We start from the raw sequence: 18,174 nt of genomic DNA on the forward strand, positions 1-18,174 counted from the left end.
GGCGCTGGGGCACAGGCCACCTTACAGCTCCAGCCCCCAGCTCACGCTCGCGGGGTCGCGCACGAAGCCCAGGCGGTCGTTGATGGCGAGCATGGGCGCGTTGTCGCTGGCATTGTCCGTGCGAATCAGGGTGCCGCCCAGCGCCCGGCCCGCGCGGATGGCGTGCAGCTTGAGCCCGGTCGCCACCCCCTGCTCCCGCGCCGCCCGCGTCACGCCTGTCAGCCCGGTCAGCAGGTCGGGGCTGGCCTCGGTGCGGAAGAGGGTGGTCTGGCCGATCCACTCGCCCCCGGCGTTCTCGGCGATCAGGTAGGCGCCAGGGAGGAGGGCGGAGTCGCCCAGCACCGCTTCCTCGAAGACCTGCAGCGAGAGGGGTGTGGCGGGTTCGGCGCGGGGCACGTCCCGGCGCACATCGCTCATCAGGGCGTGGAGGCGGCCCGTCAGGTCGGGGGTGTCCGCCGCCCGGAGTTCCGTGAGGCTCCGCACCCGCACCCCCTGTGCCCGCAGCCGCGCCAACAGGTCGCGGAAGGGGGCCTCGTCGAAGGTGGTCAGGTCAAGGCTACTCGTGAAATATCGCTTGCCTGGCTCGAAGCCCCGCCGCGCCAGGAAGCCGGGCGCGATGGGATGGTCCTCGCGGGCCAGGGTGCGAATCCCCTGTGCCCCCACCGCCCGCAGCCGGGGCAGCAGGGCCGACCACAGCGCCCGCCCCGCCCCCCGCCCCTGCCAGCCGGGATGGACGGCGAGCTCCAGCGTGAAGCGGTGCGGGTGGTAGGCGCCGGGATTCTGGTAGACGCTGGCCTGCCCCACCACATCTCCTCCGGCGAGCGCGACCAGCGTGAAGGCCGTATAGCCCCAGTCGCGCTGCTCGGCCTCCCGCTTGCGGAGGTCGCCGCCGCTGACGGGATCATGTGGGCAGGCCAGGGTCCAGACCCGTGCGGCGGCGTCCCACTCGGCTTCCTCCACCGGACGGGCAGTGAACGTCAGCTCCTGAAAGGTCATAGCGTTCCCTCCTCCACCCGGCCCCGGCGCAGCTCCACCCAGGCGGGCTGGCGCACGAAGCCCAGGCGTCCGTTGAGGCCCAGCATGGGCGCGTTGCTGCTGGCATTGTCGGTCCAGACGCTCTGTGCGCCGCGTTCGCGGGCCAGCCGCAGCGCCGCGAGCTTGAGGGCGAGGCCCACCCCCCGGCGCCGCCACTCCTGGCGAGTCCCGGTCAGGCCCGTCTGGAGCCGGGTGGGGTCGGTGGCGTCCGCGTACAGCTCGGTCAGGGCGGCCACTTCCCCGTCCTCCGTCACGGCGAACAGCACGCCCTCCGGCCAGAAGCGCTCATCCTCCGCCCGCGTCCGGAAGTGCCCGAAGTCCAGCGGCGTGGCCTCGCCCGCGCGGGGCACGTCGGCGCGAACAGCCCTGTATACGTCGAAATAGGCCCGCCACGCGGCCTCCTCCCCCACCTCGGCCACGAGGTCGGCCAGCGAGCGCAGGCGCAGGCCCTCCGGCAACCGCTCGGCTCCGGCCCACCGCGCAGGGTCGAAGGTGGCGAGCGTCAGGGCGCTGGCGAAATAGCGCATGTGCTCCCCGAAGCCACGCCGCGACAGGAAGGCCAGCCCCTCGGGGCAGTCCTCGCGGGAGGTCGCCAGCACCTCGCGGGCGCCGCACTCCCGCAGGTGGGCCTCCAGCGCCGCCGCGAGCACCCGGCCCGCGCCCCGGCCCCGGTCCTCCGGGCGCACCAGCACCTCGGCGTGGTAGCGGTCCGGGTGGAACATGCCCGGCCACTGCATCAGCGAGCCGCTGCCCACCACTCGGCCCGCAGAGTCCTCGGCCACGACCCGCCACAGGTGGGCGCCGATGGGGTGCCGCCGCAGGTCGGCGTCCTCGTGCGCCAGCGTTTCGGCGGTCGTGGCGTGGTCGGGCCACACGGCGCCCTGCACCTCGGCCAGCGCAGGGAAGTCGGTGTCCGTCGCCTCGCGGACCTTCACTTTCCCTCCCCCAGGTGCAGCTCGTAGCGGAAGTGGGTCGGCCCCCGCTGGAAGCCCAGGGCACGGTTCATCTCCAGCATCGCCGCATTCGGCTTGTCGTTGAAGGTGCGAATCTCGCCGCCCCCCGCCCCCGCCAGCGCCCGCATCGCGGCGGCCTTGAGCGCTTTGGCGATGCCCTTGCCCCGGTCCTCGCGCCGCACCCCCGTCATGCCGATGACGTAGAACCCCGCCGGATTCCGCATCAGGGTGGAGTAGCCCACGTAGGGACCGGTGAGGGGGTCGTCCAGCCCCGGCCGCACCGCGACGAAAGACAGGTCGGCGGAGAAGGTGGGGTCGTCCAGTTCCTGCTTCAGCCACGCTTCCAGCGGGCGGCGGGTCAGGGCATTGCCCATCGGCACGTCCTGAAAGAGCAGCCAGTCGAGTTCCCACAATCGGCGGTTTCGCTGGGGATCGGCGGCGAGGTCGGCCACCGAATGCAGCTCCACGCCCTCTGCGGCGACCCCCTCCAACAACGGCCCGAACGCCCCTAGGTTCACGTCCGCCGTGTGCAGGCGCGATTCATAGCGTTCCCAGGCCACCCGGAAGCCCCGGCGGTCCAGGAAGGCGCGGCCCGCCGCGTGCCAGGGCTGGTCGGTCAGCATGGTGCGGACCTCGCGGGCGCCCCGCTCGCGGACCCGCTCCAGCAGCGCCGCGTACAGGGCCGAGCCGATCCCCCGCCCCCGCGCGTCCGGGTGGACGGTCAGGCCGCCCCAGTAGCGCCACTCCTCGAAGGCGAAGTCGTCGTGGCCGATCTGCCCGCTGCCCACGATGTCGCCCCCACGCTCGGCCACGAGTTCGGTATTGAAAAGAGAGGGGTCAGCGGCCTCGTCCCAGACGCGCAGCAGCTCAGGCGTCACGGGCCACTCGGGATCAAAGGTCGAGCGCACGCGGGCCTGGGCCGGATAATCATCCGGCTTGCGGGGTGGGCGGAGGCTGAAGGGAAGCTCGGTCACGCCTCCATCCTGTTCCGGCGCGGGGAGGGCGCACATCGGCCACCGCGCTTAGGGCGGCGTGGAGTGGAGGTGCAGCCCTGGACACGCGGCCACGAAACGGAGCGCCGTCCTGGGCCGCCCTATCCTGGGCCGCATGACCCAGCCCCTCAAGCTGCTGCTGATCGTGCCCCACCCCGACGACGAGGTGTACGGCGCCGCCGGAACCCTGATGGACTTTTTGGAAGAAGGCCACTCCTGCGGCCTCGTGACCCTCACGCGTGGCGAGGCGGGGCGCACGCTGGGGCTGTGTGACAGTCCGGAGGAGCTGGCCCGGATGCGAGCGGCAGAATTGCGGGCCTGCCTCGACGAGATCGGCCTGACCCGGCATGAACAGCACACCTTCCCCGACAAATATCTGCAAGACGAACCCCTGGAGGCACTGGTGGAAGTCGCGCGGGAGGCGATGACTCGGCTGCGGCCCGAGACGGTCCTGACCTTTCCCCCCAACGGCAGCAACGGCCACCCCGACCACGTGACCACCCACCGGGCGGTGAAGGCCGCGTGGGACCGCCTGCCGCCTGCCGGGCGTCCCCGCCTGTGGTACTACGCCAGCCCCACGCCCCCGGAACGCGAGGACCTGCGGGCGGCGTGGCTCGCGCCCACCCTGCGGCGCGACGTGACCCGGCACGTGACCCGCAAGCTGCGGGCCATCGGGTGCCACCGCAGCCAAGCGCTGAGCACGGTCGACTTCATGCGCAAGTTCCCCGAGCGCATCACCGAGGAGACGTTCTACGAGGTAGGCGAGTAACACCACAGGAAAGGGAGCCGGGGTTGACCCCCCGACTCCCCGCATGATCGGCGCTCAGTTGCCCGGCAGCGCCTTGGCCCGCGCGAGGTGGTCGGCCACGACGGGCTGAATCTTGGCGGCGTAGGCGAGCACCTGCGCGTCCTTGCCGATGCTGCGGTAGGTGACGATCAGGTCCAGGGTCATCTGGTGGCCGTTCACCTGCACGTTCTTGTAGGCCGCGTCGAAGGCCGCGCCCGAGAGCGTGGTCAGGCGGTTGTACAAGAGGCGCTGGTCGGCGCCCGGCTTGTCGGCGAGGCGCACGCCCTTGCGGGCGGCCAGGGCGTTCAGTTCGGCTTGGGCCTGGGTGTGCATGGTGATCATCATCTGCGCGAAGGCCCGCACCTGCGCGTTGCTGCTCTTTTGCAGCGCGAGGCGCGAGGTCTGAATCTCGGTGAGGTTGCTCATGGTGGCGACTTCCATGAACAGCACATCGGTGTCGTTGGACACCTGCGCGGTGCTCACCGGGCCGAGGGGACCGGTGGCGCCGCCCGCGACGGCGGCAGTGGGGAGGGCCAGCGAAAGGGTCAGGGCCGACAGGATCAGGGTACGCTTCATGGTGAAACCTCCGGTGGAACGTGCCGCAGCCTGACACCCCCAGGAGGCCCCGCGGTAGACCCGCATTGAGCCTCCATTCATGACTCAAGAAACCGTGAAAACTGCGTCCCAGCCGACGAAACTGATGCTTTGGCTACGATTCAGGTTCAGTCCGCTCGCCAGAAACGGTGCGCGGGTCCGGCGCCTCGGCGCAGGTCGCCTGCACGAGGTCGTACCATCCCAGCGGCCGCAGGCTGGGGCCACACGCGGCGAGGTAAGCCTGGGCGTAGCGCTCGGGCCACTGCTCCCAGAGCTGGCGGTGGTAGGCACTCAACCCCTGCGGGTCGGCCACGCCAAGCTGAAGGTACCGCCCCGCCGCGCAGTGCCCGTACTCGTGCGCCGCCACCCGCACGAGGTCGTGCCGCGACAGGGCCGGGTCGATGTCCACCACGCAGCCCTGCGCCAGCGGCAGGGTCAGGGTGTACCCGGCGTACGGCGTGTCTCCCCGGCGCTGGAGGGTGCCCGGAGCCACCCAGCGCCACGTGACGGTGACGCCGTGAACGGTGGTCGTCCACTGCGCCGCGTCGCGCGGAGTGCTCACGACCGTGCAGCCCGCCAGCAGGGGGGCGAGCAGGCAGAGCCGCCAGCGCTTCACGCCCATGTCACCGCAGCGTCTTGCTGATCAGGCTGTTGGTGTAGAAGGTGCTCGCCTTCGTCCCGGCGGGGAGGCTGCCCTGCTTCACCAGCGCGGCGACCGCCTTCGTCCAGGCGGCGGGGTCGCTCGCGCCCAGGCCGTTGGACCGCGTGTAGGCACTCTGCATCAGCGGGACGCTGGCCCGCAGCACCTCCAGGCTGCCGCCCCCGGTGCCGAAGACCGGCTGCGCCAGCCGGAAGGCCCGCGCGGGGTCGCCCACCGTGAACTTCAGCCCGCGCTGCGAGGCCCGCACGACCTTGCGGGCGAGGTCGCCGCCCAGCGTCTTGTCGAGGGTGATCAGGCCGACGCCCACCATCGGGTAGGCCGCGCTGAGGTCCAGGGTGTAGACCCGCTCCCCGGACTGCCGCAGCCCCACCACCTCGTTGTTGAGGTAGCCCACGGCGGCATCCACCCGCCCGGCCCGCACCGCCTCGAGCTGCGTGAAGCCGATCGAGGCCAGCCGCACGTCGCGGCCCTCGCGCAGGTCCGCCGCGTCCAGCAGGGCGCGGGTGGCCGCGTAGCTGCTGCCGAAGGTGCCGGGAATCCCCAGCGTCTTGCCCTTCAAGTCCGAAGCGCGGTTCAAGGGCCTCGTGCTGAACACTGTCACGGGCGACTTCTGGTACATCGCCATGACGTAGCGCACCGGGGCGCCCTGGTTGCGGGCAAAGACCGCGTCCTCCGGGTCGCCCACCACGAAGTCGAGTTTGCCCTGAAGGAGCAGCGGCATGAGTTCCGAGACGTAGCCGTGCTGGAACTTCACGTTTACGCCCTCGGCGCGGTAGTACCCCAGCTTGTCGGCCACGTAAAAGGGCGTGAACTGCACGTTGGGGATGTACCCCAGGCCGATGGTGACGGTGCGCGGGGAGCCCTGGGCGCACGCCGTGGAAGACGCGAGCAGGGAGAGCAGGAGGAGGGCACGCTTCATGGGGGCGAGTATAGGCAGCCCCCCTGATTTCACGGTGACCTCGCACGCGGTGCCGGGTGGGACACCCCGGCCCGGCCGGGCATGGCACCCTGGGGGTATGGACTTCAACGCCTGGCGGCCCGAGGACACGGCGCGGCGCTTCTCGATCATGGGGGCGAGCAGCCTGGGGACTTTCCTGTGGATCGGCCTGTGGCTGGGGTCGGGCCTGAACCCGCTGCTGGCCCTCCTGGTCGGCATCCTGGTCGGGGCACTCACGCACCTGATCGCCTTTCCAATTCTGCGGGCGATCTTCCGGCGCTGAGGCCAGGGGCGCGGAGGGCCTCCCCCGCCTGGGTGCTAGACTCGGGGGTACGCCTGCGGGACGGCGGAGGCGGCCGACATCCGGCCCCCGCGTGAGCCCCAGGGAAAGGACCCCCATGACCGACGACACCAGACCGCACCTCACGGACGACGCGGCGACGACCGAGGGCACGGCCCAGACGCCCATGTCCGAGCAGCACACCGACGAGCAGACCCCCGAAGAACTGCGTGACATCCTCCCCGAACTCGCGGGCGAGCCCGACGAGGACCCCGTGCTCGACGCCCAGGAAGCCGAGCAGGAGGGCGTGCTGGCCGCCAGCCTGAGCGGGGCCGATGACGCCGAAGCCGACGGCGACGAGGACGCCGACGAGTACATCGACGCCGACGACCTGATCGAGATGCTGGCCGAGATGAAGGAGATGCTCGAAGCGCAGAGCAAGGAAATCCGTGGCCTGCGCCGCGAGATGCGCGAACTGCGCGAGAGCCAGGGCACTCAGGGCGGCGGCGACCGTGGGGGCTTCCGGCCCCGCGAGGACCGTGGCGGCTTCCAGGGTGGTGGCGACCGTGGTGGGCAGGGCGGCTTCCGTCCCCGTGAAGACCGGGGTGGCTACCAGGGCGGCGGCGACCGTGGCGGCTTCCGGCCCCGCGAGGACCGTGGCAGCTTCCAGGGCGGTGGCGACCGTGGCGGTCAGGGTGGCGGCTTCCGCCCCCGTGAAGACCGCGGTGGCTACCAGGGCGGCGGCGACCGTGGCGGCTTCCGGCCCCGCGAGGACCGTGGCGGCTTCCAGGGCGGTGGCGACCGTGGCGGTCAGGGTGGCGGCTTCCGCCCCCGTGAAGACCGGGGTGGCTACCAGGGCGGCGGCGACCGTGGCGGCTTCCGGCCCCGCGAGGACCGTGGCGGCTTCCAGGGTGGTGGCGACCGTGGTGGGCAGGGCGGCTTCCGGCCCCGCGACGAGGGCGACCAGACCTTCCGCCCGCGTCCCCGCGCCGACCGGGGCTGGGGCAACAAGCGCCGCGACGACGAGTAATTCACGCTGAGGGCGAACGCCTGAACGCAGAGAGGGCCGGGAATCCCCCCCCGGCCCCTCTCCTTGTGTGGGGGCAGGCTTACGCCAGCCAGCGGTCCAGCCAGCCCAGGTACTCCTCCAGCCGTTTCAGGCGGCGGTCCGGACGGCCCGAGCGCGAGAGTTCGTGGTCCTCGCCGGGAAAGCGCACGAAGCGGGTGGGGACCCCGTGCAGGTGCAGGGCGGCGTACCACTGCTCGGCCTGCTCGACCGGGCAGCGGTGGTCGAGGACCGAGTGGACAATCAGGGTGGGGGTCTTCACCGCTTCGGCGTACTTCAGCGGGCTCATGTCCCACAGCCGCAGGGCATCCGCCGAACGGTGGAAGTTCAGCCCGAGCTCGTCGTCCCAGAAGCGCAGGCCGATGTCGGAGGTGCCCCCGAACGACAGCAGGTTGCAGATCGAGCGGTCGGTGATCGCCGCCGCGAAGCGATCCGTGTGCCCGGTGATCCAGTTCGTCATGTAGCCGCCGTAGCTGCCGCCCATCACGGCGCTGCGGGCCGCGTCAAGCTGTGGGTAGGTTTCCAGGCAGCGGTCGAAAAAGGCCAGCAGGTCGGCCATGTCCACGGTGCCCCAGCGCCCGTGAATCGCGGACGCCCACGCCTGCCCGTAGCCCACGCTCCCGCGCGGGTTGCTGTAGCACACGGCGTAGCCCCGCGCCGCCATCAGTTGAAACTCGTGGGTAAAGGCGTGCCCGTAGGCCGTGTGCGGTCCCCCGTGAATCGTCAGGATGGCGGGCACCCGCGCCTCGCCGTCCGGCAGCAGCACCCAGCCCTCGCCCTCCTGCCCTTCCTCGGTGGTGAAGGTCACGCGCTGCGGGCTGCGGGGCGCGAAGGGAAGCGCCGCGTTCAGGTCGGTGACGAGCTGCCCGTTCAGTTCCACCTCCGGAAAGCGGTCGGCCCGCTCGCGGATCAGGGCCACGCCGCCCCCCCGCGCGGTGAAGGCAGGAATGACCCCCTCCGGGTCGTGGTCCTGCGGTGTCACCGTCCCGTCCAGCCCCACCCGGAACAGGCCGCACGAGCCGCCCACCGTGCTGCTGACGAGCAGGGTGTCCGCGTCCACCCACGTGGGAAGTGCGGGAAAGGCCCCCACGTGCATGTCCCCGCCCACGATGTTGCCGACCGGAAAATCCCAGCCCTCGTCCAGCCGCCGCCACTCGCCGCCCGGCTCGACCAGGAAGAGGTGGGCGTCTTCGGGGCTGCCCTTGCCCTCGGGGCGGCCCACAATCACGAAGCGTTCGCCGTCGGGGTGCGGCACGACCGCCTGAACCGCGGAGTTCCAGCGGCTCACCTGCTCGCGCTCGCCGCTGTGGGCGAGGCGGTAGACCTCCTGCCGCCACTGCGCCGCGTCCATCTCGCTCTCCGAGGAGATCAGCAGCACGCCGGAGCTGTCGGGGAGCCAGGCGTAGCCCGTCACCTCGACCTCGGGCGCGTGCCACTCCTCCAGCCGCTCGGCCGCCACGTTGTAGCGCCACAGCCGCGCGGGACGTTCGGGCAGCCAGTCGCGGCCGTTGAAGCGGTAGCGCGGGCGGGTGATCACGCGGGCCTCGCCGCGCTCGTCCCGCTTGTCCTCGTCGTCGGCGGTGGTCAGGAAGGAGAGGAAGCGGCCGTCCGGGCTCCACTGCACGTCTTGCACGGGGTTCTTGAACCGGGTGACCCGCCGCGCCTCACCGCCCTCCAGCGGCAGCAGGAACAGCTGGCCCTTCTCGCCGCCCCCTTCACGCACGAAAGCGAGCGCGGTCCCGTCCGGCGACCAGCGCGGCGAGGTGTCGCGGCCCTCGCCCCGTGTGAGCGGGCGGGCCTCCTCGCCGCCACCTGCGAGCCACACCGCCGAGCGGTAGCGCGGCTTCGGGAACTCGGGGTCGGTCTTGCGGGGGTCGTCCTCCTCCACCCGCGTGAGGACGTAGGCGACCCGTGCCCCGTCCGGGCTGACCTGGGGGTCGGAGGGGAACTGGAGGGCGAGCAGGCTCTCGGGGCCAGGGGGCACGGGGCCGGATTGTGACATGCCGCAGTCAAGCACAGCGGCGCGGCGTCCGGCCAGTCGGGGGGAGCGGTCTCATGAGGCCGGACTCAAGGCCTGCCCGTCCCCGCCTGACCGCCGGGCTCAGGGGCAGCACTTACGCTGAAGGAACCGGAATGTCCGGAACGTCCTCTGCCCGCTTCCCGGCAGAGGCCCCACCGCCTTTCCCCTTCAGGAGGCCCCCATGCAGGAACTGTCGTGTACCTGGGTCCCGGGCACCCTCAATGTCGTGCGGGTGCGCCTGCGCCCCGGTCGGTCGGCCCAGGCGGTCACCACCACCATCGAACTCACGAGCACCCGGCTGGCCCGCATCTTCGGCCCGCAGGCGCTCAACGACCTGTATCTCAAGGGCCGCGCCACCGTACAGGCCGACCCGCAGCAGGTCGCGCTGCTGACCTGACCGCGCCTGTTCTTCACGCGCCCCCCCTGACTCCAGGCGGGGGCGATGCGTTTGGCCCTGGCAGCGCCGCTATACCATGACCGCATGGTGTCCCTGCCCCCTGCTCCGGACCTCGCCGCCTTGCTGGACGACCTGCGGGTCTTGACCGAAATCGAATCGCCCTCCACGGACCCCGCCGCCATCGCCCGCGTGATGGACGTGGCGGAAGCCTGGGCGCTGGACCTGGGGGCCACGGTCGAGCACCTCTCCGGCGGGACCCGGCGCTTCGCCTTCGGGGTGACGGGAGCGGCGCGGCCCCTGCTGATCCTCGCGCACGCGGACACCGTGTGGCCGCACGGCACCCTGGGGACGATGCCGTGGCGGGTGGAAGGCGACCACGCCTATGGCCCCGGCACCTACGACATGAAGGCGGGGCTGGTGGGGGCTTTCCACTCGCTGCGGGCACTGAAAGGTGGCTGGCCGCGCGGCGGCGTGGTGCTGCTGCTGACTCCCGACGAGGAGATCGGCAGCCCCAGCAGCCGGGAGCACATCGAGGCCGCCGCCAAGGGGAGCCGCGCCGTCCTCGTCGTGGAGCCTCCCGTGGCCGACACCCACGCGCTGAAGGTCGGCCGCAAGGGCGTGGGCGACTTCCACCTGCACTTTCAGGGGGTCGCCTCGCACGCGGGCAATAAGCCGGAGGAGGGCGCGAGCGCGATCACCGAAGCTGCCCGCGCCGTTCTCGCGGTGCAGGCGCTCGCCCGTCCGGAGGTGGGCACCACCGTCAGCGTCGGGCGCATCGTGGGGGGCGGGGCTGTGAACGTGATTCCGGCGGCCTGCACCCTGGACATCGACGTGCGGGTGGCGACGCTGGCCGAGGCCGAACGGGTGACGGCGGGCATCGAGGGACTGGAACCGCAGGACCCCCGCGTGGCCCTGACGGTCACCGGGGGCCTCAACCGCCCGCCCTTCGAGCGCGGCCCCGGTACCGAGCGCCTCTTCGAGCAGGCGCAGGCGGTGGCCCGCGAACTCGGGTTCGAGGTGACGGGCGAGATCGTGGGCGGCGGCAGCGACGGCAACTTCACCGCACCGCTGTGCCCCACGTTGGACGGGCTGGGCGCTCCCGGTGACGGGGCACATGCCGCCCACGAACACGTACGCCTTGACCGCTGGCCCGATCATGTCCGGCTGCTGACCCGGCTGATGCAGGGGCTGTGATGTTCGGCTGGCTCAGGCGCGGCTCTAGCGGGGCGAGTCATCCCCTCGTCCGGCAGGACGACCCCGGTACCTTCCGGGTGCGGGTGCGCACGCGCGGGCACGGCGAGGTGGTCGAGTTCCGCTTCACCAAGGCCGCCCACATCGGCGCGGACGACGGGGGCGGCTACCTCTTTCGCAAGCCGGTCATCAGCCCGCAGCATTTCGACCGGGGCGAACTCGTGGTCCGCTTCGACGACCGCTACCGGGTGACGGGGACGGAGGCCGAGGGGCTGGACTTCATTCCGGTGGCCCAGTGGGAAGACTGACCGCTAGGCCGGAACGGCTTGCAACAGGTCGTGGTCCAGCACGAAGCCCAGCGAGAGCGTTTGATACCCCTGCTGGTCGAACAACACCGTCACCTTTTCGCCCTCGTAGCGCATGACGAGGCCTTCCCCGAAGGTGGGGTGCGCGACGCGGGTCCCGAGGGCGAAGGGCAGGGTCTCGGGGTCGGGGGCGGGAGCCGCCAAGCCCGCCTCGCAGCGGTCGCAGCCTCCGCAGGGGGCGGGGTAGCCTTCCCCGAAGTAGTTCAGCAGAAACTCGCGGCGGCAGCCTTCCGTCTCGGCATAGGCCCGCATCATCTCCAGCCGCGAGCGTTCGTAGGCGCGGCGATGCTCCTGCGCGAGCGCGGCCTGGGCCGCCGCCTCCGGGGACACGCCGCTGCCCACCGCCGCGACCTCCCCGCCCGGCAGCACCTCCAGCGCCCCGACCTCCTCCAGGCGGCTCACGGCGCTGAGCAGTCGGCTGGGGGACAGGCCGGTCTCCTCGCGCAGCTCGCCGGGATCGACCGGGCCATCGGCGTCCTGGGCGGCCCGCAACACCTGCTCGACCTGATCGGCGTCGATCAGGGCACTCCCGGCAAAGAAACGGCGCAGGTTGAGGTCGCCCGGCGTGTAAAAGAGGGTCGCCTGCGCCGCCCCGCCGTCACGCCCGGCCCGCCCGATCTCCTGGTAGTAGGCGTCGACCGAGCCGGAAATGTCGAGGTGATGCACGAAGCGCACGTTGGGCTTGTCAATGCCCATGCCGAAGGCCGTGGTCGCCACGATCACCTCCAGCGCGTCGGCCATGAAATCTCCCTGCACGCCCTCGCGGGCGGCGGTGCCCATGCCCGCGTGGTAGGCGGCCGCCCGCACCCCCCGCGCCGCGAGGGCGGCGGCGAGGGCCTCGGCCGCCTTGCGGGTGGCGGCGTACACGATGCCGGGACCCTGGGTGCCCACCACCTCGTCTACCAGCGCCGCGCGTTTGGTGCCCGCGTCGGCGAAGGGCCGCACCGAGAGCCGGATGTTGGGCCGGTCGAAGCCGCGCACCAGCACCCGCGCCTCCCGCATCCCCAGACGCTCCACGATCTCCGAGCGCACTGGGGGCGAGGCGGTCGCGGTCAGCGCGAGCACCGTGGGGTGCCCCAGCGCCTCGACCACCGCCCCCAGCCGCAGGTACTCGGGCCGGAAGGCGTGGCCCCACTCTGAGACGCAGTGCGCCTCGTCCACCACGAACAGGGACGGCTCGGCCGAGCGCAGCCGCTCCAGCGTCTCCTCGCTCGCGAGCTGCTCGGGGGCCAGGAAGATGAATTCGAGGTCGCCCTCCTCCAGCGCCTCCCACGCGGCCTCCCGGTCGGCGGGGCGCACCGCCGAGTTGATCAGGGCGGCCTGACCGGGGGCGGCTTCTTCCAGCGCTTCTACCTGATCGCGTTGCAGGGCGATCAAGGGCGAGACGACCACCGTGGGGCCGGGCAGCGAGAGCGCGGCGATCTGATAGATGGCCGATTTGCCGCTCCCCGTGGGCATGATCGCCAGGGTGTCGTGGCCCAGCAGGACGCTCTGGATGGCCTCCTGCTGGGCGGGGTGGAGGTGGTCGTAGCCGAAGACCTCGCGGGCGAGCCTCTCGGCCCGCTGCATGTCCTTGGAGGGGCGGCCCCGGCGGGCGGGTGGGGCCGGGGGCGGCGCGGCCACCTCCAGTTGCGCGACCGGGCGGGCGTCACGGGGGGGCGGGGCAGGCGGCTCCGGCTCGGGCAGGACGGCGACTTCGGCGGAGGCAGGCTCGGGCTCGGGGGCGGGGTCAGGCAGGCGGACCCGGATTCGTTGGGGCATGGAGCAAGCGGTCCTTTCGGGGCCGCAGGAGGGCAGTCGCCAGACCGGGGTCCGGAGCTGCTCCCGTGGGCCACGGGGCAAATGGAGCCCCAGTCTCGTCAGCGACCGGGCCGGGCCGATGTTGACGACCCCAAGGCCGGTTTAGGGAAATCGTGCGGGGGGCTACGGCGGGGGTGAGGGATACCCATCTGCGTCCAACTCCGGAGCCTTGGAGAGGCGATCAAGCCCGGTTCACTCGGCTGTCCCCCAAGTCTTCGGAAGAGGACCAGTTGACCCGTCTCCCCGAGAGAGGGGCGCTGCGCAGCAGCAAGGTGAGGGGTTTTCCTGTACGCCTGATGGCCTAGCGCCCGCGCCAACTGTGGCAGAGGTGGGATTTGCCTGCTACGGTGGGCACATCACCGAGAGGAGGTGCTGCATATGACCGACAACCCGATTGTCCGCCGGACCGCGACCCAGGGGACCCCCCCCGCCGCCCCCGCCCGACCCGACAGGAGCCGCTTTGCTGCATCTTCCCTCTGGACCATGTCTCACCGCACCCCCTAATCCCCCGGGGCGCCCATGAAGGGCCGCTTCCACGACACCGACGACGCCCCCGGCGAGGAGAAATTCCGCCGCCAGCGCCGCGCTCCCCAGGGCCGCCGCCGCGTCGCCGCCCTGACCGCCGAGGGGGAGGGCACCCCCGAAGACGACGTGATCGCCCGGCTCAAGGGGCTGGGGCACGTCCACGAAGTTCTCGCCGAACTCAAGAGCGGCAAGGAAGCCACCGCCTACGTCGCCCGTGGGCCGCGCGGCACGCTGCTGCTCAAGCTCTACCGCGACCTTCAGGCCCGCTCCTTCCAGCGCGACGAGGTCTACCGCGCCGGGGTGTATATCCCTGACGCTCGGGCGGCCAAAGCGATGGCGGGCCGCAGCCGCAAGGGCCTAGAGATGCTGCATCAGGGCTGGGTCTGCGCCGAGTACGCGCACCTGTGGCACCTCTGGGAGGCGGGGCTGAGCGTGCCCGAACCGCTGGTCGGCCCCTCGCCCTTTGACTACAGCGCGACCGCCCCCGCCGTCCTGATGCGCCTGATCGGGGAAGAAGACCAGCCCGCCCCCCGCCTGAGCGAGGCCTCCCTGACGCCCGCCGAGACCCGCAGCGCCTGGGACCAGGCCGTCTCCGGCATGGCGAACATGCTGCGGCTGGGCTACGCCCACGGCGACTACAGCACCTACAACCTCCTCTGGTGGGAGAACACCGTGACGATCATCGACTTTCCGCAATTGACCACCCGCACCAACCCCAATTTCCGCGACCTGCTCGCCCGCGACGCCCAGAGCCTCGCCACCTCCTTCCGGCGCCACGGCGTGCAGGAAAGCGGCGACGCCACCCTGCGCGAGGTGCAGCGCCGCGCCCTGGGACCCGGGCCGACGCCGCGTGTGCTGCTGCCGTGACCGTCCACCTTCGCCCCGAGCGACCGGCCGACGCGGACACCATCGCCGAGGTGACCCGCCTGGCCTTCACCTCCAACGGCGGCGTCCGCGAGAACGAGATGATCGGGGAGATTCGCGCCTCCGGCCGATTTCTCCCGGACCTGTCCCTGGTGGCCGAGCTCGGGGGCCGGGTGGTCGGTCATGTCCTCGTGTCCCCGACCGACTTGCAGGGCGACCCGGAGCAGCCCGAACGCCCCCGGCGCGTGCTGCTGCTGGGTCCCCTGAGCGTGCTGCCCGAGTTCCAGCGGCGGGCCATCGGCAGTGCCCTGATGCGGGGGGTGCTGGCGCGGCTTCAGGAGCGTCCCGAACCGATGGTGGTGCTGTGGGGCCATGAGGCCTATTACCCCCGGTTCGGGTTTCGCCCCGCCAGCGACTTCGGTCTGGAACCGGACAGCCCGGCCGCGATGGTCTACCCACTGCGCCGCGATCTCAGTGCCTATGCGGGCCTCAAACTTCCCCATTGAAACCAGCCTCTAAGCTCTCCCCATGCGTGCCTTGGAGACCTGCCTTTACGTGGACGACCTGGACCGGGCCGAGCCCTTCTATTCGGAGGTGCTCGGCCTGCCTCTCTTTGGCAAGGTGGCGGGGCGGCACCTCTTCTACCGGCTGGAGGGAAGCATGCTGCTGATCTTCCATCCGGAGGCGAGCGCCCAACCCGGCGACCTGCCGCCGCACGCGGGGAGGCCGGGCGGGCACGCCTGCCTCACCATCGGGCGCGAGGAGACGGACGCGTGGCAGGCCCGGCTGGAGGGCCACGGCCTGACCGTCACCCGCTACGCCTGGGGCGAGCGGGGCGAGAGTCTCTACTTTCACGACCCGGCGGGCAACGTGCTGGAACTGGCCCCGGCGAGCATCTGGGGGCTGGGGGATGCGGGTCAATGACCACAAATCACCCCTCTCCGGAGAGAGGGGCGGACACCGGAGAGGACTTTACCCGTTACAAGTGCCCTCGGGCAGGGCGGTGGGCTGAGTCACAGTCACGTTGCCGTTCTGATCGACCGAGACGTCGAACTTCAGCTTGAAGCCGAAGTTGTCGGTCGGTCCCTGGCTGATGAGGCGCACGTTGACCATGCCGCTGGCGGTGGCGGGCAACAGGGTGGAGGCGAGGTCCAGGGTCGCCTTGCCATTGAGCTGGGCGCGGTAGAGCCGCCCGGCTTCCGTGCGCCCGCCGAAGTTCTGGAGATTGACATTCAGCCGCGCGGTGGTTCCGGAGTCGTCGGTCCGCACCTGTCCGACGAGATGCACGGTGCCGCTGAGGGTCACGGTGTCGCCGGGGGCGCAGGGATTGGGCACGCTGAGGGTAAGAGGCACCCGCACGTTGACGTTGGTCGGAGCCGCCGCCGAGGCGACACCGAGGGAAGCGAGGGCCAGCAGGGCAAGCCGGTAGGACATGAGTGTTCCTCCTTCGTGTAAAGGGGCGAGCCGCGCGGAGTTGTGGGGGAATTCCACTCGCCAGCGTAGGCTCCCGGCTCGCCTGCGGAATGATGGTGAACAGAAGCTCACGTGTCTTCTCTCCTCATCTGGCCGTCAGCCTGGGGACCTGGGCGGCCATAATCGGGGGCATGACACGCCCCCTGCGCTTCCTGCTGGCCCTGCTGCCCTTCCTGCTCGCGTCGAGCGCGGCGCGGTCTCGGCGAAGGGAGGAGCAGCATGAGCGTTAGGCCCTGGCGCTCGGTGTTATACGTGCCGGGCGACAAGCCCCACGCCATCGAGAAGGCCCGCACGCTGGGTGCGGACGCCGTGATTCTCGACCTGGAGGACGCCGTCGCGCCCGAGCACAAGGACACGGCCCGCGAGAACGTGGCCGCCGCGCTGCGGACGCCGTGGCGGGTGCCCGTGCTGGTGCGCGTCAACGGCCTGGGCACCCCCTGGGAACATGCCGACCGCGAACTGGCGCTGCGGGCCGGGGCGGACGGGCTGGTGCTCCCCAAGGTGGAGGACGCGGGCGTGGTGCGCGACCTGCACCTGCGCGTGCCCCTCTGGGCCATGATCGAGACGCCAAGGGGGGTGCTGCACGCCGCCGAGATCGCCGACGCCCCCGGCGTGGCGGGCCTGATCGTGGGGGCCAACGACCTCGCGCGGGCGCTGCGGACCCGGCCCGACCCTTCCCGGACGCCGTTCCTGCACGCCCTCTCGGCGGTGGTCCTCGCCGCCCGCGCCCACGGCAAGGTGCCGCTGGACGCCGTCTACAACGACGTGCGCGACCCCGAGGGCTTCGGGCACGAGTGCGAGCAGGGCCGGACGCTGGGCTTTTCCGGCAAAACGGTCATCCATCCCGGCCAGGTGGAGATCGCCAATCGGGCTTTCGGCGTGTCGGAGGCGGAGGTGGAAGTGGCGCGGGGCCTCATCGCGGCATGGACCCAGGCAAGGAATGAAGGGCGCAGCGTGGCGACCTACCAGGGGGCCTTGGTCGAACAGATGCATGTGGACGAGGCGCAGGAAACGCTGGCCTTGTGGGAGGCGACAGGAGCAGATCGGCCTCTTGCTTAACCCCTCTCAAGAGGTTTATGCTGATTAAGCCATGCCCCCGTCCCTGACCGACCGCGAACGCGACCTGCTGGCCCTGATCCGCGAAGCCCCGCTGAGCACGCCCGAGGAACTGGCCCGGCGGCTGGGCACCTCGCGGGGGGCGGTGAATGTGCATGTCAGCAGCCTGATTCGCAAGGGGGCGCTGCTGGGGCGCGGGTACGTGGTGGCCCCGGACGTGGCCCCCTACGTGGTGGTGGTGGGCGGGGCGAACATGGACATCAAGGCCCGGACGCTCGCGCCCGCCGTGCCCGGCACCAGCAACCCTGGCACGGGGACCCAGGCCCCCGGCGGCGTGGCCCGTAACATCGCGGAGAACCTCGCGCGGCTGGGCGTGGACACCCGCCTGATCACGGCGGTGGGCCGCGACCCCCACGGCGACCTGCTGCTGCGCGAGACGGAAGCGGCGGGCGTGGACGTGCGCTCGGTGCTGCGCCTGGACGGCCCGACCGGCACCTACACGGCCGTGCTGGACGACCGGGGCGAACTGCTGATCGCCGTCGCCGCGATGGGGAGCATGGACGCGCTGACCCCCACTGCGTTGCAGGAGCGCCGGGCGGTATTGCGCGGAGCGGCGTGGGTCGTCGCGGACGGCAACCTGAGCCCCGAGACGCTGACGCACCTACTCTCCCTCTGCACCGAGGCGGGCGTACCGGTGGTCTTCGAGCCCGTCAGCGAGCCTAAGGCCGCGCGGCTGCTTCCGGCACTGGCGTCGGGCCTCACGCCCCACACCGTCACCCCGAATGTCGGGGAACTCGGGGCACTGGTGGGGCGGGCGGTTCCGGACACAGTGGAGGCGCTCCGGGACGCGGCGAGCGAATTGCACGGCCGGGGCATCGCCACCGTGTGGGTGCGCCGGGGCGAGCGGGGCAGCTTGCTGTCCACCCCGGAAGGCGTGACCGAACTCCCCGCCCTGTCTGCCGACGTGGCCGACGTGACGGGGGCGGGGGACGCGATGCTCGCCGCCTCCCTCGCCGCGCTGCTGGGCGGGGCCAACCCGGAAGAGGCCGCCCGGCACGGCCACGCCGCCGCCGCCCTCACCGTCGAGAGTCCGCACACTGTCTCCCCCACCCTCACGACCGCCGCCGTGCGCTCGCGCCTCGGGCGCCCGCAGCCCTAAAGCCCCCGCCCCTCACCCC

Annotated in this window: 20 protein-coding genes; 11 read left to right on the forward strand and 9 right to left on the reverse strand. The window is 71.7% G+C overall.

Annotated elements, in window-relative coordinates; all coding sequences use genetic code 11:
• Positions 1 to 21 precede the first annotated feature (21 nt).
• The 3 genes from L1280_RS15115 to L1280_RS15125 are packed head-to-tail and all read right to left on the reverse strand — an operon-like array spanning position 22 to position 2,962.
• Positions 22 to 996 (reverse strand): GNAT family N-acetyltransferase, encoded by a 975-nt coding sequence (locus L1280_RS15115; RefSeq protein ID WP_253583183.1) that lies wholly within the window; start codon positions 994 to 996, stop codon positions 22 to 24.
• Entirely contained in the window at positions 993 to 1,970 is a 978-nt protein-coding gene (locus L1280_RS15120) for a GNAT family N-acetyltransferase (protein WP_253583184.1), read from the reverse strand. The genes L1280_RS15115 and L1280_RS15120 overlap by 4 nt, the downstream gene beginning before the upstream one ends.
• Positions 1,967 to 2,962 (reverse strand): GNAT family N-acetyltransferase, encoded by a 996-nt coding sequence (locus L1280_RS15125; RefSeq protein WP_253583186.1) that lies wholly within the window; start codon positions 2,960 to 2,962, stop codon positions 1,967 to 1,969. The genes L1280_RS15120 and L1280_RS15125 overlap by 4 nt, the downstream gene beginning before the upstream one ends.
• 133 nt (positions 2,963 to 3,095) lie before the next feature.
• Here L1280_RS15125 and L1280_RS15130 point away from each other — a divergent pair, with 133 nt between their 5' ends.
• Positions 3,096 to 3,749 carry a PIG-L deacetylase family protein gene (locus L1280_RS15130; RefSeq protein WP_253583188.1) on the forward strand — a complete coding sequence of 218 codons (654 nt, stop codon included), beginning with the start codon at positions 3,096 to 3,098 and terminating at the stop codon, positions 3,747 to 3,749.
• A gap of 54 nt (positions 3,750 to 3,803) precedes the next feature.
• On the opposite strand, the gene L1280_RS15135 is transcribed toward L1280_RS15130, so the two are convergent.
• The 3 genes from L1280_RS15135 to L1280_RS15145 all read right to left on the reverse strand — a co-directional run bounded on the left by L1280_RS15135 (position 3,804) and on the right by L1280_RS15145 (position 5,941).
• Entirely contained in the window at positions 3,804 to 4,343 is a 540-nt protein-coding gene (locus L1280_RS15135) for a DUF4142 domain-containing protein (RefSeq protein WP_253583189.1), read from the reverse strand.
• A 133-nt stretch (positions 4,344 to 4,476) separates the two neighbouring features.
• Complete coding sequence (locus L1280_RS15140) at positions 4,477 to 4,983, reverse strand: hypothetical protein (RefSeq protein WP_253583190.1); 507 nt, start codon at positions 4,981 to 4,983, stop codon at positions 4,477 to 4,479.
• A 1-nt stretch (position 4,984) separates the two neighbouring features.
• Positions 4,985 to 5,941: an ABC transporter substrate-binding protein gene (locus tag L1280_RS15145; protein ID WP_253583191.1), complete on the reverse strand. Its 957-nt coding sequence runs from the start codon at positions 5,939 to 5,941 to the stop codon at positions 4,985 to 4,987.
• 97 nt (positions 5,942 to 6,038) lie between these two features.
• Here L1280_RS15145 and L1280_RS15150 point away from each other — a divergent pair, with 97 nt between their 5' ends.
• Together L1280_RS15150 and L1280_RS15155 are read left to right on the forward strand one after the other, a co-directional pair.
• Positions 6,039 to 6,242: a hypothetical protein gene (locus L1280_RS15150; protein ID WP_253583193.1), complete on the forward strand. Its 204-nt coding sequence runs from the start codon at positions 6,039 to 6,041 to the stop codon at positions 6,240 to 6,242.
• Positions 6,243 to 6,357: 115 nt separating this feature from the next.
• Positions 6,358 to 7,269, forward strand: a complete 912-nt coding sequence (locus L1280_RS15155) for a hypothetical protein (RefSeq protein WP_371922924.1) — start codon at positions 6,358 to 6,360, stop codon at positions 7,267 to 7,269.
• A gap of 79 nt (positions 7,270 to 7,348) precedes the next feature.
• Here L1280_RS15155 and L1280_RS15160 read toward each other — a convergent pair whose 3' ends face one another.
• Entirely contained in the window at positions 7,349 to 9,307 is a 1,959-nt protein-coding gene (locus tag L1280_RS15160) for a S9 family peptidase (protein WP_253583195.1), read from the reverse strand.
• Positions 9,308 to 9,506: 199 nt separating this feature from the next.
• On the opposite strand from L1280_RS15160, the gene L1280_RS15165 reads away from it, so the two are divergent.
• From L1280_RS15165 to L1280_RS15175, 3 genes are all read left to right on the forward strand, one after another.
• The gene (locus L1280_RS15165; protein ID WP_253583196.1) at positions 9,507 to 9,722 is read left to right on the forward strand and encodes a hypothetical protein; all 216 of its coding nucleotides are present in this window, start codon (positions 9,507 to 9,509) and stop codon (positions 9,720 to 9,722) included.
• 84 nt (positions 9,723 to 9,806) lie between these two features.
• Positions 9,807 to 10,916 carry a M20 family metallopeptidase gene (locus tag L1280_RS15170; RefSeq protein ID WP_253583197.1) on the forward strand — a complete coding sequence of 370 codons (1,110 nt, stop codon included), beginning with the start codon at positions 9,807 to 9,809 and terminating at the stop codon, positions 10,914 to 10,916.
• Positions 10,916 to 11,221, forward strand: coding sequence for a hypothetical protein (locus L1280_RS15175; RefSeq protein ID WP_253583198.1), 306 nt, complete (start codon positions 10,916 to 10,918; stop codon positions 11,219 to 11,221). Before L1280_RS15170 ends, L1280_RS15175 begins: the two co-directional genes overlap by 1 nt.
• A 3-nt stretch (positions 11,222 to 11,224) precedes the next feature.
• Here L1280_RS15175 and L1280_RS15180 read toward each other — a convergent pair whose 3' ends face one another.
• Positions 11,225 to 13,039 (reverse strand): RecQ family ATP-dependent DNA helicase, encoded by a 1,815-nt coding sequence (locus L1280_RS15180; protein WP_253583199.1) that lies wholly within the window; start codon positions 13,037 to 13,039, stop codon positions 11,225 to 11,227.
• A gap of 558 nt (positions 13,040 to 13,597) precedes the next feature.
• On the opposite strand from L1280_RS15180, the gene L1280_RS15185 reads away from it, so the two are divergent.
• From L1280_RS15185 to L1280_RS15195, 3 genes are read left to right on the forward strand one after another with little or no spacing between them, the layout of a single operon-like run.
• Complete coding sequence (locus L1280_RS15185; RefSeq protein WP_253583200.1) at positions 13,598 to 14,470, forward strand: RIO1 family regulatory kinase/ATPase; 873 nt, start codon at positions 13,598 to 13,600, stop codon at positions 14,468 to 14,470.
• Positions 14,467 to 14,973, forward strand: coding sequence for a GNAT family N-acetyltransferase (locus L1280_RS15190; RefSeq protein WP_253583202.1), 507 nt, complete (start codon positions 14,467 to 14,469; stop codon positions 14,971 to 14,973). Before L1280_RS15185 ends, L1280_RS15190 begins: the two co-directional genes overlap by 4 nt.
• Before the next feature lie 22 nt (positions 14,974 to 14,995).
• Positions 14,996 to 15,391, forward strand: coding sequence for a VOC family protein (locus L1280_RS15195; protein WP_253583203.1), 396 nt, complete (start codon positions 14,996 to 14,998; stop codon positions 15,389 to 15,391).
• 48 nt (positions 15,392 to 15,439) lie between these two features.
• Here the strand turns inward: L1280_RS15195 and L1280_RS15200 are convergent, their stop codons facing one another.
• Positions 15,440 to 15,901 (reverse strand): hypothetical protein, encoded by a 462-nt coding sequence (locus L1280_RS15200; protein ID WP_253583204.1) that lies wholly within the window; start codon positions 15,899 to 15,901, stop codon positions 15,440 to 15,442.
• Between the two features lie 258 nt (positions 15,902 to 16,159).
• Here L1280_RS15200 and L1280_RS15205 point away from each other — a divergent pair, with 258 nt between their 5' ends.
• Together L1280_RS15205 and L1280_RS15210 are read left to right on the forward strand one after the other, a co-directional pair.
• Positions 16,160 to 16,999: a CoA ester lyase gene (locus L1280_RS15205; RefSeq protein WP_253583205.1), complete on the forward strand. Its 840-nt coding sequence runs from the start codon at positions 16,160 to 16,162 to the stop codon at positions 16,997 to 16,999.
• A gap of 31 nt (positions 17,000 to 17,030) precedes the next feature.
• Positions 17,031 to 18,155, forward strand: coding sequence for a carbohydrate kinase (locus L1280_RS15210; RefSeq protein WP_253583207.1), 1,125 nt, complete (start codon positions 17,031 to 17,033; stop codon positions 18,153 to 18,155).
• Positions 18,156 to 18,174 lie beyond the last annotated feature (19 nt).

Origin of the sequence: Deinococcus sp. HSC-46F16 (assembly GCF_024171495.1) — a bacterium.
Classification (GTDB): domain Bacteria; phylum Deinococcota; class Deinococci; order Deinococcales; family Deinococcaceae; genus Deinococcus.

Excerpts from the sequence above, each read along its gene's own strand:
- L1280_RS15115 (WP_253583183.1), bottom strand. The coding sequence starts at position 996 with ATGACCTTTCAGGAGCTGACGTTCACTGCCCGTCCGGTGGAGGAAGCC.
- L1280_RS15130 (WP_253583188.1), top strand. The coding sequence starts at position 3,096 with ATGACCCAGCCCCTCAAGCTGCTGCTGATCGTGCCCCACCCCGACGAC.
- L1280_RS15135 (WP_253583189.1), bottom strand. The coding sequence starts at position 4,343 with ATGAAGCGTACCCTGATCCTGTCGGCCCTGACCCTTTCGCTGGCCCTC.
- L1280_RS15140 (WP_253583190.1), bottom strand. The coding sequence starts at position 4,983 with ATGGGCGTGAAGCGCTGGCGGCTCTGCCTGCTCGCCCCCCTGCTGGCG.
- L1280_RS15145 (WP_253583191.1), bottom strand. The coding sequence starts at position 5,941 with ATGAAGCGTGCCCTCCTCCTGCTCTCCCTGCTCGCGTCTTCCACGGCG.
- L1280_RS15150 (WP_253583193.1), top strand. The coding sequence starts at position 6,039 with ATGGACTTCAACGCCTGGCGGCCCGAGGACACGGCGCGGCGCTTCTCG.
- L1280_RS15155 (WP_371922924.1), top strand. The coding sequence starts at position 6,358 with ATGACCGACGACACCAGACCGCACCTCACGGACGACGCGGCGACGACC.
- L1280_RS15160 (WP_253583195.1), bottom strand. The coding sequence starts at position 9,307 with ATGTCACAATCCGGCCCCGTGCCCCCTGGCCCCGAGAGCCTGCTCGCC.
- L1280_RS15165 (WP_253583196.1), top strand. The coding sequence starts at position 9,507 with ATGCAGGAACTGTCGTGTACCTGGGTCCCGGGCACCCTCAATGTCGTG.
- L1280_RS15170 (WP_253583197.1), top strand. The coding sequence starts at position 9,807 with ATGGTGTCCCTGCCCCCTGCTCCGGACCTCGCCGCCTTGCTGGACGAC.
- L1280_RS15175 (WP_253583198.1), top strand. The coding sequence starts at position 10,916 with ATGTTCGGCTGGCTCAGGCGCGGCTCTAGCGGGGCGAGTCATCCCCTC.
- L1280_RS15180 (WP_253583199.1), bottom strand. The coding sequence starts at position 13,039 with ATGCCCCAACGAATCCGGGTCCGCCTGCCTGACCCCGCCCCCGAGCCC.
- L1280_RS15185 (WP_253583200.1), top strand. The coding sequence starts at position 13,598 with ATGAAGGGCCGCTTCCACGACACCGACGACGCCCCCGGCGAGGAGAAA.
- L1280_RS15195 (WP_253583203.1), top strand. The coding sequence starts at position 14,996 with ATGCGTGCCTTGGAGACCTGCCTTTACGTGGACGACCTGGACCGGGCC.
- L1280_RS15200 (WP_253583204.1), bottom strand. The coding sequence starts at position 15,901 with ATGTCCTACCGGCTTGCCCTGCTGGCCCTCGCTTCCCTCGGTGTCGCC.
- L1280_RS15205 (WP_253583205.1), top strand. The coding sequence starts at position 16,160 with ATGAGCGTTAGGCCCTGGCGCTCGGTGTTATACGTGCCGGGCGACAAG.
- L1280_RS15210 (WP_253583207.1), top strand. The coding sequence starts at position 17,031 with ATGCCCCCGTCCCTGACCGACCGCGAACGCGACCTGCTGGCCCTGATC.